19 protein-coding genes are annotated in these 17,256 nt (G+C 66.6%); 7 read left to right on the top strand and 12 right to left on the bottom strand.

Going from position 1 to position 17,256, the window contains the following annotated elements; translation table 11 throughout:
- Positions 1-66: 66 nt before the first annotated feature.
- Both AB7878_RS01750 and AB7878_RS01745 read right to left on the bottom strand, forming a co-directional pair.
- On the bottom strand, positions 67-1,707 hold the full coding sequence (locus AB7878_RS01750) for a diguanylate cyclase domain-containing protein (protein ID WP_369492703.1): 1,641 nt from the start codon (positions 1,705-1,707) through the stop codon (positions 67-69).
- 127 nt (positions 1,708-1,834) lie between these two features.
- Positions 1,835-2,746, bottom strand: a complete 912-nt coding sequence (locus tag AB7878_RS01745) for a LysR family transcriptional regulator (RefSeq protein ID WP_369492702.1) — start codon at positions 2,744-2,746, stop codon at positions 1,835-1,837.
- 111 nt (positions 2,747-2,857) lie between these two features.
- Between AB7878_RS01745 and AB7878_RS01740 the strand changes: the two genes are divergently transcribed.
- Entirely contained in the window at positions 2,858-3,730 is an 873-nt protein-coding gene (locus AB7878_RS01740; protein ID WP_369492701.1) for an aldo/keto reductase family oxidoreductase, read from the top strand.
- Between the two features lie 19 nt (positions 3,731-3,749).
- Here the strand turns inward: AB7878_RS01740 and AB7878_RS01735 are convergent, their stop codons facing one another.
- Positions 3,750-4,469 carry a hypothetical protein gene (locus tag AB7878_RS01735; RefSeq protein ID WP_369492700.1) on the bottom strand — a complete coding sequence of 240 codons (720 nt, stop codon included), beginning with the start codon at positions 4,467-4,469 and terminating at the stop codon, positions 3,750-3,752.
- 171 nt (positions 4,470-4,640) lie between these two features.
- Positions 4,641-4,868: a hypothetical protein gene (locus AB7878_RS01730; protein WP_077484417.1), complete on the bottom strand. Its 228-nt coding sequence runs from the start codon at positions 4,866-4,868 to the stop codon at positions 4,641-4,643.
- A 284-nt stretch (positions 4,869-5,152) separates the two neighbouring features.
- Here AB7878_RS01730 and AB7878_RS01725 point away from each other — a divergent pair, with 284 nt between their 5' ends.
- On the top strand, positions 5,153-6,289 hold the full coding sequence (locus AB7878_RS01725; RefSeq protein WP_369492699.1) for an MBL fold metallo-hydrolase: 1,137 nt from the start codon (positions 5,153-5,155) through the stop codon (positions 6,287-6,289).
- 84 nt (positions 6,290-6,373) lie between these two features.
- Here AB7878_RS01725 and AB7878_RS01720 read toward each other — a convergent pair whose 3' ends face one another.
- From AB7878_RS01720 to AB7878_RS01695, 6 genes are all read right to left on the bottom strand, one after another.
- Positions 6,374-7,243 (bottom strand): hypothetical protein, encoded by an 870-nt coding sequence (locus tag AB7878_RS01720; protein WP_369492698.1) that lies wholly within the window; start codon positions 7,241-7,243, stop codon positions 6,374-6,376.
- Positions 7,244-7,361: 118 nt separating this feature from the next.
- Positions 7,362-8,435: an alpha/beta hydrolase gene (locus AB7878_RS01715; RefSeq protein ID WP_369492697.1), complete on the bottom strand. Its 1,074-nt coding sequence runs from the start codon at positions 8,433-8,435 to the stop codon at positions 7,362-7,364.
- A gap of 482 nt (positions 8,436-8,917) precedes the next feature.
- Positions 8,918-9,571: a glutathione S-transferase family protein gene (locus AB7878_RS01710; protein ID WP_369492696.1), complete on the bottom strand. Its 654-nt coding sequence runs from the start codon at positions 9,569-9,571 to the stop codon at positions 8,918-8,920.
- A gap of 113 nt (positions 9,572-9,684) precedes the next feature.
- Positions 9,685-10,032 carry a YciI family protein gene (locus AB7878_RS01705; protein WP_369492695.1) on the bottom strand — a complete coding sequence of 116 codons (348 nt, stop codon included), beginning with the start codon at positions 10,030-10,032 and terminating at the stop codon, positions 9,685-9,687.
- 212 nt (positions 10,033-10,244) lie between these two features.
- Entirely contained in the window at positions 10,245-10,724 is a 480-nt protein-coding gene (locus AB7878_RS01700; RefSeq protein WP_369492694.1) for a VOC family protein, read from the bottom strand.
- Between the two features lie 60 nt (positions 10,725-10,784).
- Positions 10,785-11,228, bottom strand: a complete 444-nt coding sequence (locus AB7878_RS01695) for an SRPBCC family protein (RefSeq protein ID WP_369492693.1) — start codon at positions 11,226-11,228, stop codon at positions 10,785-10,787.
- Positions 11,229-11,936: 708 nt separating this feature from the next.
- Between AB7878_RS01695 and AB7878_RS01690 the strand changes: the two genes are divergently transcribed.
- From AB7878_RS01690 to AB7878_RS01680, 3 genes are all read left to right on the top strand, one after another.
- On the top strand, positions 11,937-12,323 hold the full coding sequence (locus AB7878_RS01690; protein ID WP_369492692.1) for a carboxypeptidase-like regulatory domain-containing protein: 387 nt from the start codon (positions 11,937-11,939) through the stop codon (positions 12,321-12,323).
- A gap of 287 nt (positions 12,324-12,610) precedes the next feature.
- Entirely contained in the window at positions 12,611-12,856 is a 246-nt protein-coding gene (locus AB7878_RS01685) for a type II toxin-antitoxin system prevent-host-death family antitoxin (RefSeq protein WP_369492691.1), read from the top strand.
- The gene (locus AB7878_RS01680; RefSeq protein WP_369492690.1) at positions 12,846-13,130 is read left to right on the top strand and encodes a type II toxin-antitoxin system RelE family toxin; all 285 of its coding nucleotides are present in this window, start codon (positions 12,846-12,848) and stop codon (positions 13,128-13,130) included. Before AB7878_RS01685 ends, AB7878_RS01680 begins: the two co-directional genes overlap by 11 nt.
- A 150-nt stretch (positions 13,131-13,280) precedes the next feature.
- Here the strand turns inward: AB7878_RS01680 and AB7878_RS01675 are convergent, their stop codons facing one another.
- Entirely contained in the window at positions 13,281-14,132 is an 852-nt protein-coding gene (locus AB7878_RS01675; RefSeq protein ID WP_369492689.1) for an NAD-dependent protein deacetylase, read from the bottom strand.
- A gap of 107 nt (positions 14,133-14,239) precedes the next feature.
- Positions 14,240-15,289 (bottom strand): NAD(P)-dependent alcohol dehydrogenase, encoded by a 1,050-nt coding sequence (locus tag AB7878_RS01670; RefSeq protein ID WP_369492688.1) that lies wholly within the window; start codon positions 15,287-15,289, stop codon positions 14,240-14,242.
- 182 nt (positions 15,290-15,471) lie between these two features.
- On the opposite strand from AB7878_RS01670, the gene AB7878_RS01665 reads away from it, so the two are divergent.
- Entirely contained in the window at positions 15,472-16,176 is a 705-nt protein-coding gene (locus AB7878_RS01665; protein WP_369492687.1) for a glutathione S-transferase N-terminal domain-containing protein, read from the top strand.
- A gap of 42 nt (positions 16,177-16,218) precedes the next feature.
- Entirely contained in the window at positions 16,219-17,247 is a 1,029-nt protein-coding gene (locus tag AB7878_RS01660) for an SDR family oxidoreductase (protein ID WP_369492686.1), read from the top strand.
- Positions 17,248-17,256 lie beyond the last annotated feature (9 nt).

Below are 17,256 nucleotides of genomic sequence, written 5' to 3'. Positions count from 1 at the left end.
GCGCGCATCGCGCTGCAAAACGGGGTCAGATTCTCTCACCCAGTGGTTGAAAGTAGTCCCGCACCACTAGTTCGTATCGCCATTCCCGGAGAAAACGCACACCCCCAACGCCTGGCTCTTGGCCTGGTACATCGCGGCGTCCGCGGCGCGCAGGTAGTCGTCGGTGGTCGCGAAGCCGGCCTGGCTGCCGACCACGCCGATGCTTGCGCCGCAGGTCACGGTGTGCGGGCCGATCCGGTAGGGGGTCGCGAGGGCGGCCGCCATCTGCCGGGCGCGGTCGGCGGCGCCCTCGGGATCGATGGACTCCAGCAGCACGTTGAACTCGTCGCCGCTCATGCGGGCGACGAGATCGATGGGCCGCACGCAGGTTTCCAGCCGGCGCGCCACCTGCTGCAACAGTTGGTCGCCCACGTGGTGTCCAAGGCTGTCGTTGACGGCCTTGAACCGGTCGAGGTCCAGCAGCAGCACGGCGAACGTGGTGGTGTGCCCTGGTGACGGCGCGTCGCCGCCTTTCGACGCGCCGTCCCGGTGCAGCGCGATGGCGTGTTCGAGGCGGTCGCGGAACAGCGGCCGGCCGGGCAGGTTGGTCAGGGCGTCGTACGAGCTGCCCCGTTCCGCCAGGTCGCTCAGTGACCCGGCCATGCGCACGGCGGTGCCGTTTTCGAATTGGGCGATGCCGCGCCAGTTGAGCCACACCAGCCGCCCCGATCCATGACGGGCGCGAAAGTCCACCGAGAAGTTCGGGTGGTGGCCCGACAGGTGCCTGCGGTAGGCCGCCTCCACGCGCTGGTGGTCGTCGGGATCGATGAGCTGTTGCAGGAACTGCCAGCCGTTTTCATGCAGGTGGCCGGTGTCGTCCAGCCCGACAATCTCATGGAAGCGCTGGGACACGTGCAGCACGTCCGTCTGCAGGTTCCAGTCCCAGATGCCGTCGTTGGAGCCGCGGGTGGCGAGTGCGTAGCGGTTGTCGGATCGCACCAGTTCGAGTTCGGTGCTTTTCTGCTCGGTCACGTCGATCATCAGGCCGATCATGCGGTTTGGGCGGCCATCGTCGACATCCACGCGGCACAGGTCGCGCACCCACACGACGTCGCCGGATTTGGCGATCAACCGGTAGCTCATCTCGTACGCATAACTGTGCTTGGCGTAGTAGGCGGCATCGTCGATGACCAGGGCTTCCGCCAGGTCGTCGGGATGCACGTGCGCCCGCCAGAAGCCCGGGTCGGCCCGCCACTCTTCCACCGAGTAGCCGAACAGGCGCTCGACCTGCGGGCTGAGGAAGGTATTGCCCACGCCAAGCTCCGCTTCCCACACGACGCCGTCGATGGTTTCCAGCAGCCGCAGGAAGCGCTGGCGGTCCTCCATCAATACCTGCTCGCCGATCTCGGTGATCTCGATCAGGACGCCCTGGCGACTGATCACGCGATCCGCGGCGTCGGTCTTCGGATGCAGCTGCAGGCGCATCCAGCGATGGGCCGAGTCGGCGAAGCGCAAGCGGAACACCGGCATGCCCGCTCGCAAGGCTCCGGTGTCGTCGGGATGCACGAAGTCGAGCAGGGACTGGCCGAGCGTCCGCTCCACCGGATGGCCCGTGAGCTTGTGCCAGGCGGGATTCAAGTAGGTGATGATCCACCATGCGTCCGTTTGCACCACCGCGTCGGGCAGCAGTTGCAACAGTTCTTCGGACGGCGTGAGAGGGGCGGGCATCGGTGGCTTATGCTCACCGAAGCGCAATCGTCGAGTCCAGCCCCTGGGCGTGAAGCCCGGGCCAGAAAGATGCAGTCCACCAGGCGCCGCCCATGCGGAGCCTTTGAACAGACTCTTGCACTCGCGCTCACGGATGCCCGTTCCCGGCGGCCCTGACGAAGTCGACGAACGCGCGCAGCGGTGTGGGCAGGTGCTTGCGGCCGGGGTAGTAGAGGTACGGTCCGCTGAAGGCTTGCCACCATGGCTTGAGCAGCGGCACCAGGGCGCCGCTGTCCAGGTGCGGCTGCAGCCAGGCTTCGAACAGGTGGATGATGCCGAGCCCGTCCACCGCCGCGGCGACCTTGAGGTCCACCGCAGCGCCCAGGCGCACCAGCAGGGGGCCGCTGGGGTCCACGCGCACGATCTCGCCCTTGCGCTCGAATTCCCAGGTCGGGATGGCGCCGCTGGCGAATTGACCGCGCAGGCAGGCGTGCTGCAGCAGGTCGCGGGGATGGCGCGGACGTCCGTGCGCCTCCAGATATTCCGGCGCGGCGGCGGTGGCCATGCGTTGTACGCGCGGGCCGATCGGCACGGCGATCATGTCCTTCTCCAGCCGTTCGTCGTAGCGGATGCCGGCGTCGCAGCCCGCCGCGAGCACATCCACGAAGCTGTCCTCCACGATCACTTCCAGCCGGATGTCGGGGTAGGCCTTGAGGAAGGGTGTGACGATGGCGGGCAACACCAGTCGCGCCGCCACGGCTGGCACGTTGAGCCGCAGCGTGCCGGCGGGGCGGTCGCGGTAGTGGTTCACCACATCGAGCGCGCTGCGCACTTCGCCCAGCGCGGGCGAGAGTCGCTCGGCCAGGCGCTCACCCGCCTCGGTGGGGGCGACGTGGCGCGTGGTGCGGTGGAGCAGGCGCACGCCCAGCTGCGCTTCCAGCCGGCGCACGCTCTCGCTCAGGCGCGAGGCCGACGTGCCGCTGCTGCGTGCGCCTTCGCGGAAGCCGCCGGCGCGCACCACGGCGAGGAAGGCGAAGAGATCCCGCAGGTCTGTGTCCATTGTCCTGATTCCCGCACGGCCCGTGCCGATTGCACGGGATTATCGGCCAGGTGACCGCGGCGTACAGTGCGGGCCTCGGCGCCACCTGGCCGCCCTTGTCCGGAGACGATCATGAGCAAGCTGACGAACGCAGGCACCTTCGCCCTGGGCCATCGCACGGTGAACCGCATGGGCTATGGCGCCATGCAGCTGGCCGGGCCGGGCGTGTTCGGGCCGCCGAAGGATCCCACCGCGGCGCTGGCGGTGCTGCGCGAGGCGGTGGCGAGCGGGGTGAACCATATCGACACCAGCGACTTCTACGGCCCGCACGTGACCAACCGGCTGATCCGCGAAGCGTTGCATCCGTATCCGGACGACCTGGTGATCGTGACCAAGGTCGGCGCGCTACGCGGCGCCGATGCCTCGTGGAACCCGGCGCAGAGCCCGACCGAGCTGGTCTCGGCCGTGCACGACAACCTGCGCAACCTCGGCGTGGACGCGCTGGACGTGGTGAACCTGCGCGTGATGGGCAACGTGCATGCACCGTCCGAGGGCTCGATCGAGCCACAGTTCACCGCGCTGGCGGAACTGCAGCAACGCGGCCTGATCCGCCACCTGGGCCTGAGCAACGTCACCGCGACGCAGCTGGCCGAGGCGCGCGGCATCGCCGAGGTGGTCTGCGTGCAGAACCACTACAACCTGGCCCACCGCGAGGACGATGCGCTGATAGCCGAACTCGGCCGTGCGGGCATCGCCTACGTGCCGTTCTTCCCGCTGGGCGGCTTCACCCCGCTGCAGTCGGACACCTTGTCGGACGTGGCCCGTCGGCTGGGCTTCACGCCGTTGCAGGTGGCGTTGGCGTGGCTGCTGGCTCGCGCGCCCAACATCCTGCTGATCCCTGGCACGTCCTCGCTCGCCCACTTCCGCGAGAACCTGGCGGCCGCGACGATCCGACTCGACGGGGATGCGCTGGTCGAGCTGGCGACGATAGGCGCCCACGCCTGACCGCAGCGCTTGCTTTGGATCAGTGCCTGGGCACCAGCTCGCCCGTCACCTTGCCGTTGGCGTCCAGCATCTGCAACGATGGCGAGCCGTCCCTGGCGACCTTCATCACGATGCGTGGGCGGCCCTGCAGGTCGTCCATCGCGAGCTGCACGCTGCCGTCGGTGTTGCGGCCGAGCACCATGCGCCGGGTTGGGCCGCCGTGTTCGGCGAAGAAGGCCTTGATCCGGGCCTGTCGCTGGTCCGCCGGCAGGTGCTTGATGGAATCCACCAGATGGATTTCCTCCAGGATCGAATAGTCCGGGTAGTCGTTGAACTGCAGCCTGGTGTAGCGGCCATCCTTTTCCTGCTGGGATTCCAGCGCCATGGTCTGGTCCTGCTCGTAGGCATCGAAGGACAGGTGGCCGTACGATTCCCTGGTGCCGTCCTTGTTCTTCTCGCCGCCGAAGATCAGGCCACCGTTCTCGGTGCCTTCGTCGTTGTAGAAGATCATGCCGGCGGCCTTGCGATCAGGGTGCGGATATTCCTTGCCCTTGATGATGATGCCCGGCGCGGAGGCGGCATCGGAGATCACCAGCCGCAGCGTGCCGTCGGGCTCGCGCACGTTGATGCGCTGCACATCCAGCTCGTCGAGCGAGAGCTTTTTCGGTGCCTGCGCAAAGCCGCTCAACACCGTGGCGGCGAATACCACCGTGAGCACGCCGGCATAGATCGTCAGGAAACGCTGGCCGATGGGTTTCATGGGCTTGCCTCTGTCGGACGGGGTGTTCGGCATGGTCACACGGATCGCCCGGATGCGGCGGCATGAGTCCCCGGGCTTGGGTGGACGCGGTTCTAGCTGCACGTCCACAGGTTTGGCAAAAGCAAAGGCCCGCATCGCTGCGGGCCTTTGCAATGGCTGCTTGCGGATGTCTCAAACGCTGGGCCGATGCCTTTCCTTCACTTCGCGAAGAAGTTCAAGCATGTGTTCCCGCTGTGCGCGCCGCTTCAGCTCCTGCGCTTCAAGCAACTGCTGCCGCATCGTCATCGGCCGCAAGGCCCGGTCCGACGCAGCCGTCGATGACGGATGCATGATGTGCGTGAAGTAATGGACCCATGCCCGGAAGTGCAGCGGCGATTGGGGGTGCGATTCGAGTTTCATGGTCAGGACCTTCTGCGCATGCCACGGCCAGAGCAGCGAATCTGCGCCAGCGATCGTTAGCCGCCAGTGACGTTATCGATAAGGCATCTGCCTGCACGGAAGAGGGGCCGGGAAAGGACGCTGGGGACACTACCGGACCCGGTCCATGAGTCGGCCTGGTTGAGGAAAGCCGGTTCTGAACCCGCTCCGGAGATCTTCCGGTTCCTGACATTGGCCATCTTGGGCCCGGTGTGCTGCGCCCCCATGGTTTCCGGGAAGTGGCTGGCGGTGATGGAGAGCGGAGCATGAAATCCTTCGGCAAGGCGCCGCAGGGCGAGCGGCTGGAACGGTTGCACGATCTGCCGATGTGGGACGGCGAGCGCTTGCGCAACATCCATCCGGTGCTGCCCGGCCTGCGCGATCCGCAAGCGCCGCGACCTACGCTGCGCGAGTTCCTGTGCGGCGACGACAACCGCACGCCACCGCAGCCCTTGCCCGCGCATGACCCGCGCGAGGCGTGGTTGCGCAGGCCTGCGAGCGGGCTGCGCGCCACCTGGCTGGGCCACTCGACGGTGCTGCTGGAGATCGACGGATGGCGGGTCCTCACCGATCCGGTGTGGGGCCAGCGCGCCTCGCCGTTCGCGTTGCTCGGGCCGAAGCGTTTCCAGCCGGTGCCGGTCGGGCTGCGCGACCTGCCGGCGATCGATGCCGTGGTGATTTCGCACGACCATTACGACCACCTGGACTATCCGACGATCCGCGCGCTCGCGAAGTCGAAGGTACCGTTCGTCACCTCGCTCGGCGTCGGCGCCCACCTCGAAAACTGGGGCATCGCGCCTTCGCGCATCACCGAACTGGCGTGGTGGCAAAGCCATCGCGTGCCCGGCACCGGCCTCACCATCACCGCCGCGCCTTCGCAGCATTTCTCCGGCCGTGGCTTGAAGGATCGCAACCAGACGCTGTGGTCGTCGATGGTGATGGCCGGCGAGCGCCATCGCGTGTTCTTCAGTGGCGATACCGGGCTCACCACCGAATACGAATCCATCCGCGAGCGGCTCGGTCCCTTCGACCTGGTCATGCTCGAAGTCGGCGCGTTCCACCCCTCCTGGGGCGATATCCACCTAGGGCCTGCCAATGCGCTGGCGGCGCATCGCCTGCTCGGCGGCGGCGTGCTGATGCCGGTGCACTGGGGCACGTTCGCGCTATCCACGCATGCCTGGGACGAGCCGGTCGAAGACCTGCTCGCCTTGGCCGATCCCGACGCCGCCGCGCTGCTGCTGCCGCGCCTCGGCGAGCCGGCCGAACCCGTCGAGCGCCGCGAAGTGCAGCCGTGGTGGCGACGTGGCCAAGCCGTGGGCGACAGGTCGTTGGTCAAACCCGAACCGCCCGAGCCCGCGATCAGCGGGCGGTTGAGCGACCAGTTGCCGTGGCCGCTGGATTGAAGGGCGTCGCATCGGAGGCGGCCCCGATTCCGGAATTCCCTCCATCCTCTTCGGGCGCCATTACCGCTGGTGGCCCTCGAAGACTCAGAACTGGCAATCGACGCCGAGGCCGATGCCGTTGGAGCCGAGGCGGATGACGTTGCCGTCTTCCCGGCTGCGTTCGTCCTGCCCGAGGTAACGATGGACGACGTAGGCGACCGCCTGCCAGTGCGGCGCGAACCGGTACTCCAGACCCAGTTCTTCTTCCTTGTCGGTCTGCGCGAGCCGCACCTCGCCCCCTTCGGTGCGCAGGCTGTTGACCCAGGGCAGCCGCCCCATCGTGACGTCTGCCGTGAGCTTCAGCGCATCGGTCAACGGATAGCGCAGGTGCAGGCCTAGCATAGGCACGGGCAACTCCTGCACGTAGAAGTCCTCCTTCAGTTCGTGACCGATGCTGTCGGCGGCGATGGTGCCGTCGAGCCTGAAATTGAGCATCACGTAGGTCGCCCCCACGCTGCCCCACAGGCGGCCGCCGTTGCCGAAGTCGACCAGCCGGTGCCAGTACGATGCGTCGAATGCGATGAAGTCCTGGAAATGAGTGGTGGTATCCAGGCGTCCGGGGGCGATGGTGGTGCCGTTGTAGTACACCGGTGCGTCGATCAGCGCGTGGCCGTTCAGTCGGCTGGTGGAAAAGCCGAAGTGCAATTCGCTGGTGTCGGAAAGCGGCTTCCAGGCATTCAGCCTGATCGTCTGCATATGGCTGACGCGCAGCCCGTCATGGATGGACAACTGCGTGCCCTGGATGGCGTTTTCCCGCACGCGGACCCAGCCGTTGGGTACGGCCTGTTCGGCCTGGACCGCCACATGCCAGCTGTCGTCGTCTGCGTGCGCCGGAAGGCTGACCCATCCAGTGGCCACGAGCAGCATGGCGGCGCTGCGCAGGATGGATTGCGGAAAGCATTTCGTTCTGGACATGACCGGGTGGCTCGGGGTTTGGAAGCCGCCTCGCTCCGACATGGGACCTTGAACCTGTGTCGCCAGTCTACTCTCCGGGAAAAGGTGCCATGGACAATTTTCGTTTCCTTCGGCGGACCTACTCGGACCCGGATTTCGAACGATCGGGCATGCGAGTCAGGACCTGTAGGTCGGCCTCCGGAAACTGCCGGACCACGGCCTGCACGCTATCCATCGGTGCCCCGCCCAAGGTCTCGGAGAAGAATCCGGCCAGCAGGCGCACGGTCAAGTCCAGGCCGCGCGCGCCATCGATGGAGCCGTAGCGGTTTTCGCGCAGCTTCCGCGGCATGGCGGAGGCCGGAAGCAACGCCGAATCCTCGAAGTTGGCGTGGAACATGCCACCGACGCGGACTCGAAGCGCGCGCGGACTGCGGCTGGCGAGATGGCGCCAGAGGCGGCCGCGGCGGACTTCATTGCGCTCGGTGTCCCAGTCGCTCTTGGGCTGGGCGGGCCGGTCCGGTGGCTGCGACGTGACGTACAGCAGCGGCACGCGTGGCTGCGCTACAGCCGAGGGGCCGACGTAATCGCCGTCCAGATTCGCCGCGGCGTGCACCCGTGGCACGCGCGCCGCCGCAAGCATGGCGGCAGCCCCACCCACCGAATGGCCAAACACGTCAACGCGATCCAGATCGAGGTGGCCGGCGTAGGGCTTGCCTGCTGATGCGTCCAGCGCAGGCAGTTCGCCGATGGCCGAGACGATGTCCCTGGCCATCGTGTCGTAGCTGCGATCATCGAGCGGCCGGTTGGGCGCCATCCGGTTCCCGGCCAGCGGAACGACTTCGGCGATGCCGGGGGAGGCCATCGCCAGCACGACGTAACCGCGCGAAGCCAGCCCTTCAAGCAGAGCGCTGTAGTTGGTCGGCAGTTGGTGATAGCCATGCGCGAAAACCAGCACCGGGAACCGACCGGGTGCTGCAGGTGCATCGCTGGCGTGCCAGTGCGCCGTCAACATCGCCTTCGCTGCGGCGACTCCAAGCCTGCGTTCAAGGCTGGGCCGATAGGCGTCAGCCCACGCCCCATCCAGTGCGACGCCTTCGACGGCGGGCGCTTGCGTGGTGGGGTAGTAAAGCCAGCCCCTCAACTCGCGCTTGCCCGATGGCGTGTCGGCATCGCTGCGCGTGGTATCCGTCCATGCCAGCTCGCTGCGACCCACGCCATGTCCGGCCGGTACGGGCGTGACCGGTGCAGCCACATGGGCAGGCGGTTGCTCCGCAGGCGTACAGGCGGCAAGCGAGGCCGCGACGATTGCGGTTGCAAAGCTCGCCCGAACGACGAGTTGGCGCAGAGAGGGTACTGGCATGCAAGCACCGGCCGCAGAGGGATGTGGCTGCATGCTGGAATGCTTCAACCCGCCGTGCATGTGCCATTGGCTGGAGAAGCAGAAGTGCCATGGGCAATGCCTGGACCTGATTGGCGAAGACGCTCAGTCAGAGATTCCGTTCGCGCTGAGCGTAGCTTGCGATAGCAAGCGAAGTCGAAGCGTCAGGCAGTGATTACCCTTCGACTTCGACCCTGCGGGCCTACGCTCAGGGTGAACGGTGGGACATGGGCTGAGCGTCGTCACTAATCAGGTGCGCGGAAGGCTGGCCGGGTGTTCGAATGGTTTCCGACGCGATTCCTTGGAGTGCGCTCCCGTCAGCCGGCCGGCGGCTTGCCAGTGAACACTGCCAACTGCGCCGCGAACGCTCGCTTGTACGCCGGCCGTGCTTCACCGCGCGCGACATAGGCGGCAAGGCTCGGATACTCGTCCAGCAGGCCCGAGGGCCTCAGCCGCTGCAGCGTGTGCACCATCATCAGGTCGCCCGCGCTGAACGCGCCGTCGAGCCAGTCGGCCTCGCCGAGGCGGACGGCAAGCTCGCCCAGCCGGTGACGGATGCGATCCTTGATGAGCGGCAGGCGCTCCCCGGTCCAGGGCTTGTCGCCTTCCGTGAACTTCGCGGTTTGCAGTTCGAGGATGGGCGGCTCCACCGTGTTGAGCGCGGCGAACATCCACATGATTGCGCGCGCCCGGGCGTTCGCGTCCTGCGGCAGCAAGCCCGCATGGTGCTGCGCGATGTGGAACACGATGGCGCCCGATTCGAACAGGACGAGTTCGCCTTCCTCGTAGGTGGGAATCTGCCCGAACGGGTGCAGCGCGCGATGCGCGGGTTCCTTCATCGCCTTGAACGAAACCAGGCGAACGTCGCAAGGCTGGCCCGCTTCTTCGAGCGCCCAGCGCACGCGCATGTCGCGCGCGAGGCCCTGGCCGCGGTCGGGCGAGCTTTCAAAGGCGGTGATGGTGGGGATCATGGGGGGGGACTCCTGGTGCCTTCAGCTTGGAGAAAAGGTGTCTAGAAAAGGTGTCAGGGACAATCCTTGGAAGGCTGTCTGTGCGTGCGAATGGTCCCTGACACCTTGCTCCCTCATTCCTCGAGGGGACGTACCTCGGACTCGCCCTCGAACCCGGGCCAGTAGGTGCGGTGCAGCTCCATGAACTTCGTGGCCAGCTCGACGGCGTCCGCGTGCGTGGGGGCCTCGATCAGGGAATATCCGCCTACGACCTCCTTCGCCTCGGCGAATGGACCATCGGACGCGATCACCTTGCCGCCGGTGAGGCGGACGCGCGTTCCCTTCGCGAGTGGTTTCAGCCCCGCACCGTCGATGAACATGCCCTTTTGCACGTATTCCGCGATGAATCCACCCATCGCTTCGAACAGGGCGGGCGGGACGTCGCTGTGGTCATAGTCCGTGGGGTGCTTGATGAACATCATGTACCGCATTGCGTATTGCTCCTTGGGGGTGAAGGCTGGAGTGAAACCGGCGGACCTTGCCGGCCGGGGCGGCGGCCACATCGAGGCGTGCCACGGTTACCACGAATGGCGCCTGTCGAAATCGACATTACTGTCGAAATTGACGTTGCATGACAAGATGCATTTTGAGTCGCAGGTCTTGCCCCATGTTCGGCGACAGATCGTTGCCATCGTCAGCCGCGCCGCGCCGCCTCGATCGCTGCAATATCGATCTTCGTCATCGTCATCATGGCGTCGAACGCGCGCTTGGCCGCGGCGGGGTCCGGGTCGGTGATCGCGGCCATCAGCATGCGCGGGGTGATCTGCCACGACAGGCCCCACTTGTCCTTGCACCAGCTGCAGGCGCTGGCCTGGCCGCCGTTGTCGATGATCGCGTTCCACAGGCGGTCGGTTTCGGCCTGGTCGTCGGTGGCCACCTGGAACGAGAACGCGTCGGTATGCGGGACGCCGGGGCCGCCGTTCAGGCCCAGGCACGGGATGCCCATGACCGTGAACTCGACCGTCAGCACGTCGCCCTGCTTGCCCGCGGGGTAGTCGCCGGGTGCGCGATGGACGGCGCCCACGGCGCTGTCCGGGAACGTCCTGGCGTAGAACGTCGCGGCGTCGAGGGCGGTGCCGTCGTACCAGAGGCAGATCGTGTTCTTGCTCGTCATGGGGATTCTCCTGGTGTGGCGCGTTGAACGCGCTGTTTCATGGCCTGTGGCGAAGGCGGCTCAGCCCGGGATCGTCGGTTCCACCAGCCGTTCCAGCAGAGTCAACGATTCCTGCCAGCCGAGGTAACACTGCTCGGTGGGGATCACGTCGGGGATGCCGGCCTGCTCGATCTGCACTTCGGTGCCGCAGCTCACCTCGCGCAAGGCGATGGTGGTGACCATGGTGCCGGGCAGGTTGGGGTCGTCGAAGCGGTCGTCGTGGACGATGCGCCGGTTCGGCTGCAGTTCCAGGTATGTGCCGCCGAAGCTGTGGCCGTTGCCGCTGCTGAGGTTGTTGAAGCTCATGCGGTAGCGGCCGCCGACGCGCGCGTCGAGTTCGTGCACGGTGCAGGTGAAGCCGTCCGGCGGCAGCCACTTGGCCAGCGCGGCGGGGTCGAGGAAGGCGCGATAGACGCGTTCGGGTGGAGCGGTGAACACGCGCAGCAGGCGAACGGTGCCGGACATGGTGGATCTCCAGATGGGTGGCAGGGCGGTCTTCACTGTGACGACGAACGGGCGAGCCGCACATCGACACGGGTGGCGTACCGATTTTTCCGATCGTGCGTGGTCATCATGTCAGCACGCGTGTCCGTACCGCGTCCGATGTCCGCTGCGAGTGTCCGCGGACGGATGTCCGTTCGTTGATGGCCGACACGGGAATGGCTTGGGAATGCGGGTTTCCGGGCCTCGCCTGCGTTGGCACGGTGCTTGCCATATCCATCTCGAAAGCTTCATTTGCACTCAACGGAGAGCCGTCATGAAATTCGAGACCCTGATGCTGCAGAGCCTGTTCACCGCTTGCCTGCTGATCTGTGTGATGACCGTCGGCGGCATGTTGCTGGCGTGAGCGGATCGAGGCGTCGGCGAGCTTCGCCGGTCGCTTCCGCGCATGCCGCTTCGTCTTGCGCGCATGCCTGTTCTTTCGATGTTGTTGCGGATGTGTCATTCGGCATGCATGACCTCCTGCCCATGGGAGTTGGTGTTTCCGGGCAGTAGTCTGCGCGCCGTCATCCGACGAGGTTTTCATCGGGTGGCGGCGGATCGATGTGCATCGAGAGTTTCCGGCGACATGCCGGTTTTGGGCGGCACGGTCCGCCACGTTTCACGGGCACATGGTCAAACCCCTGGCGTGTCCGTGCTTTCCCCCACTGATATCAAATGGAAGCCATAACCATGAACAGCATTTTCTCGAAGCAGCCTGTTTCGCGTCGCCTTGGCCGTGGCCTGATGCTGGCCGGCATCGCCGGCGTGTTCGCGCTGGCCGGGGTTTCCACCGCCAGCGCGCAGTCCACCACGGGCTCGGTGTTCGGCAAGGCGCCGGCGGGCTACGCCGTTTCGGTCCGCAGCGCGACCACCGGCACCGGGCGCACGGTCCACGTGGACGACAGCGGCCGCTATTCCGCCCGGGAACTGCCCAATGGCGTCTACACGGTTACCTTGAAGGACAAGGATCAGGCCGTCGCCAAGCACCCGAACGTGGAAGTGATCGTGGGCCGCGGCGTCGAGGTGGATTTCGACTGCAGCAAGATCAAGTGCGGCGAGATTGCCGACGCGAAATGAGCCAACGGGCATGTCGATGCCCTGATGCGCCGTGGATGGAACGGAAAGGCCCGACGGGAAACCGCCGGGCCTTTCCTTCAGGCGAAGGATGCGGCAGCTGCGTCCGCGAGCAGGAAATCCAGCGCTTCCTCGCACGGCGCATCCACCTTCAGCACGAGCAACGCATCGGCGCAGGTGCGGCTGTCGGTCATGCCGTCCTTTCGTCTTCAGCGCTCCGTGAACGATCATGTCACGGTTGATGTGAGTGATATTTCACGCCATATTCGTCCCATAATCAGGAGACGAATATGGAAGCCATCCTTGCCGATGCAAGCATCAGCATCACTGAGCTCAAGCGCAATCCCAGCGCCGTGATCGAGGCGGCCGACGGCGAGTCGGTCGCGGTGCTGGTGCACAACAAGCCAAGCGCCTACCTGGTGCCTGCCGAGACGTACAAGCGCCTGCTGGAACGGCTGGAGGATCTCGAGCTTGCCGAGCTGGTGCGCGAGCGCAACGGCGAGAAACGGGTGAAGGTCAAGCTCGATGAGCTATAGCCTGGCGTTCGTGGAATCGGCGCTCAAGGAATGGCGCAAGTTGGCGCCTGGCATCCGCGAGCAACTGAAGCACAAGCTGGCTGAGCGGCTGGAACAGCCGCACGTGCCATCCGCACGCCTGCACGGCATGCCGGACTGCTACAAGATCAAGTTGCGCACGGCCGGTTATCGGCTCGTCTATCAGGTGGACGACAAAGTCGTGCTGGTCACCGTGATCGCGGTCTGCAGGCGCGACAAGGGTTTGGTCTATCTCACTGCGAAGAAACGCAGCTGACCGTCTTCGATCATGCCGCGTCCGTTCTCGTGGGCGGGTCGGAAACGATCACGGCTGCTCGCGCGGCGTCAGTGCCGGACGGCACCGTTTCCTGCTGATGATCGGGTGCCGACCATGGGCGCGCCGCTGGGTGGCGCGGGATTGGCGTGTTCAGGCAGCGGGCGCCGTGACGGCGTGGAGCGCCATGTCTGGCGAGGCAGATGCGAGCATGAAGTCCAGCGCTTCCTCGCACGGCGCATCCACCTTCAGCGCGAGCAGCGCGTCGGCGCGGGTGCGGCCCAGCGTGACGGCGGCGACGGGCTTGCCGGCCTGCGCTGCGGCGTGGGCGAAGCGGTAGCCGGAATACACCATCAGCGAGGAGCCGACCACCAGCATCGCGTCGGCGCTGCGGCAGGCGTCCATGGCGGCGGCCACGCGATCACGCGGCACGTTTTCGCCGAAGAACACCACGTCCGGTTTCACGATGCCGCCGCAGCGCGGACACGGCGGCACGTCGAAGCTGGCGAAGTCCTGGTGCTCCAGGTCGGCGTCGCCATCCGGCGCATCGGCGGCGTCGAGGTCGGCCCAGTGCGGATTGCGCTCGACCAGCGCGCGCTGGAAATCGTGGCGCGACCCACGCCAGTCGCAGGCCATGCAGCGCACGGTGTCGAGCCGGCCGTGCAGGTCGACCACGTTCGCGTTGCCGGCGCGCTGGTGCAGGCCGTCCACGTTCTGTGTCACCAGCAGTTCGACCTTGCCTTGCCGTTCCAGCGCGGCCAGCGCGTGATGCGTGGCGTTCGGCTGGGCGTGGCCGAAGCGGCGCCAGCCCACCAGGCTGCGCGCCCAGTAGCGGCGGCGGGTGGGCAACTCCTGCATGAAGGCGGTGAAGGTGACCGGCGGTGCGCGTTTCCACAGGCCATCGCGGTCGCGGTAGTCGGGAATGCCCGACGCGGTGCTGCAGCCCGCGCCGGTGAGCACGAACAGGCGCGGGTGGGACTCGATGAAGTGCTGCAGCGGGGTCATGGTGAACAAACCTGTCTGTAGGAGCGCACCCTGTGCGCGAATGCTTTGTTCCGATCAGCGCCAGAGCATTCGCGCACAGGGTGCGCTCCTACACAGTGCGGTGGTGGTCAGCCCAGCGTGGCCATGTCGATCACGAAACGGTATTTCACGTCGCCCTTGAGCATGCGTTCGTAGGCTTCGTTGATGTCCTTCATCGCGATCATCTCGATGTCGGAGACGATGCCGTGTTCGGCGCAGAAATCCAGCATCTCCTGCGTCTCGCGGATGCCGCCGATCGCGGAGCCGGCGAGCCGGCGGCGCCCAAGGATCAGGTTGAACACGTTGGGCGAGGGGTGCGGCGTGGCGGGGGCGCCAACCAGGCACATGGTGCCGTCGCGCTTGAGCAGGGTGATGAATGCGTCGAGGTCGTGCGGCGCGGCCACGGTGTTGAGGATGAAGTCGAAGCTGCCGGTGTGCTGCGCCATCTGCGCCGGATCCTTCGAGATCACCACCTCGTCGGCGCCGAGGCGCTTCGCGTCGGCCTGCTTGCCGGGCGAGGTGGTGAACAGCACCACGTGCGCGCCCATCGCGTGGGCCAGCTTCACGCCCATGTGGCCGAGGCCGCCCAGGCCCACGATGCCTACCTTCTTGCCGGGACCGGCGCCCCAGTGGCGCAGCGGCGAATACGTGGTGATGCCGGCGCACAGCAGTGGCGCCACGGCGGCGAGCTGCCTGGCCTCGTGGCCGACGCGCAGCACGAACTTCTCGTTCACCACGATGTTCTCGGAGTAGCCGCCCCAGGTGTTCTCGCCGCCGAACAAGGGGCCGTTGTAGGTGCCGGTGAAACCGTTCTCGCAGTACTGCTCCTCGCCGTCGGCGCAGGAGGCGCAATGCTGGCAGCTGTCCACCATGCAGCCCACGCCCACGGTGTCGCCCGGCTTGAACTTCGTCACGTGGTCGCCCACCGCGACCACGGTGCCCACGATCTCGTGGCCGGGCACGGAGGGGTAGAGCGTGTTGTGCCATTCGTTGCGTGCGGTGTGCAGGTCGGAGTGGCAGACGCCGCAATACAGGATGTCGATCCTGATGTCGTGCGGTCCCGGCTGGCGGCGTTCGATGCTGAGCGGGGCCAGCGGCTGGCTGGCGGAGGCGGTGCCATAGGCGCGGGTCTGGGACATGCGGGTTCTCCGATGCGGGGAGCGGGAAAGTGGCCAAAGCTTACGCCTTGCGGCGAAGCGCGGTCGCAGCGGATGTCATGGGGGCGCGCGTCACGTTTGCAAAGGCCGGCATGCGCCGGTGCCATTGAAGCGCGGTGATGCGGTGCCCATCATGGCGGGACTGTCCCCATCGTGAGTCCACCATGTCCGATCTGTCCGCGTTCGCCGTCAATCGCCGCTGGCCCGCGCAGCACCCCGATCGCATCCAGCTGTATTCGCTCAACACGCCGAACGGCGTGAAGGTGTCGATCATGCTGGAGGAAACCGGGTTGCCTTACGAGGCGCATCTGGTCGACATCGGCCAAGACGAGAGCCACCTGCCGGAGTTCCTCGCGCTGAACCCGAACGGCAAGATCCCCGCGCTGATCGATCCCCACGGCCCCGACGGCAAGCCGCTCGGCCTGTTCGAATCGGGCGCGATCCTGGAGTACCTCGCGGAGAAGACCGGCCAGTTCCTGCCTGCCGACCCGGCACGGCGCTGGGAGACGATCCAGTGGTTGTACTTCCAGATGGCGTCGATCGGGCCGATGTTCGGCCAGGTGGGCTTCTTCCACAAATACGCCGGCCGCGAATACGAGGACAAGCGGCCGCTGGCGCGCTACGTCAACGAGTCGAAGCGCCTGCTCGGCGTGCTGGACGGGCGTCTCGCCGGGCGCGACTGGATCATGGGCGACGAGTACACCATTGCCGACATCGCCACGCTGGGCTGGGTGAACAACCTGATCACCTGGTACGAGGCGCGCGAGCTGGTGGAATACGAGCGCTTCAAGCACGTCGATGCCTGGCTGCAGCGCGGCCTGGCGCGGCCTGCCGTGCAGCGTGGACTGAAGATTCCGTCCAAGGGCTGAGCACGGTTCCGGCACATTGAACGGACTGGCGGGAGAGCGGCGATGAGCAAGGTATTGGTGACGGGCGGTTCGGGTTTCATCGGCAGTCATTGCATCCTGCAACTGCTGGCGGCGGGCCACGAGGTGCGCACCACGGTGCGCAGCCTGCAGCGCGAGGCCGCGGTGCGCGCCATGCTGGAGCAGGGCGACGCCGGATCGGGCGCGCGGCTGTCGTTCGTCGAGGCCGATCTGGAACGGGATGCCGGCTGGCCGGAGGCGGTGGCCGGTTGCGACTACGTGCTGCACGTGGCCTCGCCGTTTCCGCCGACCTTGCCGAAGCACGAGGACGAGCTGATCGTGCCCGCGCGCGAAGGTGCGCTGCGCGTGTTGCGCGCCGCGCGCGATGCCGGCGTGAAGCGCGTGGTGCTGACCTCCTCGTTCGCCGCGGTCGGCTACGGTCACTCGCAACAGGCGGCGCCGTTCGACGAGACCAGCTGGACGAATGCCGACGGCGACGACGTGCAGCCCTACGCGAAGTCCAAGACCCTCGCGGAACGCGCGGCCTGGGATTTCATCGCGCGCGAGGGCGGCGCGCTGGAATTGTCCGTGGTCAATCCGGTCGGCGTGTTCGGCCCGGTGCTAGGGCCGGACTATTCCACCTCGATCCTGCTGGTTCAGCGCCTGATGGACGGCGCCATGCCCGGCTGTCCGCAGCTGCATTTCGGCGTGGTGGACGTGCGCGACGTGGCCGACCTGCACCTGCGCGCGATGAGCGATCCGGCCGCCAAGGGCGAGCGCTTCCTCGCCGTGGCCGGCGACTTCATGTCGATCCGCGACATCGCCGTCACGCTGAAAGAGCGCATGGGCAGCGCGGCGCGCAAGGTGCCCACGCTGCGGCTGCCGAACTGGCTGGTGCGGCTTGCGGCGTTGCGCGATCCGTCGGTGAAGCAGATCCTTCCGGAACTCGGCAAGCGCAAGAACGCGACCAGCGCCAAGGCGCAACGCGTGCTCGGCTGGTCGCCGCGCCCGAACCGGGACGCCGTGGTCGCCACGGCCGAGAGCCTGGTGAAACTGGGCCTGCTCAAGGCATGAACGATGGCG

This window comes from Rhodanobacter humi (assembly GCF_041107455.1).
GTDB lineage: Bacteria > Pseudomonadota > Gammaproteobacteria > Xanthomonadales > Rhodanobacteraceae > Rhodanobacter_A.
This window is presented reverse-complemented; position numbering and strand designations above follow the sequence as displayed.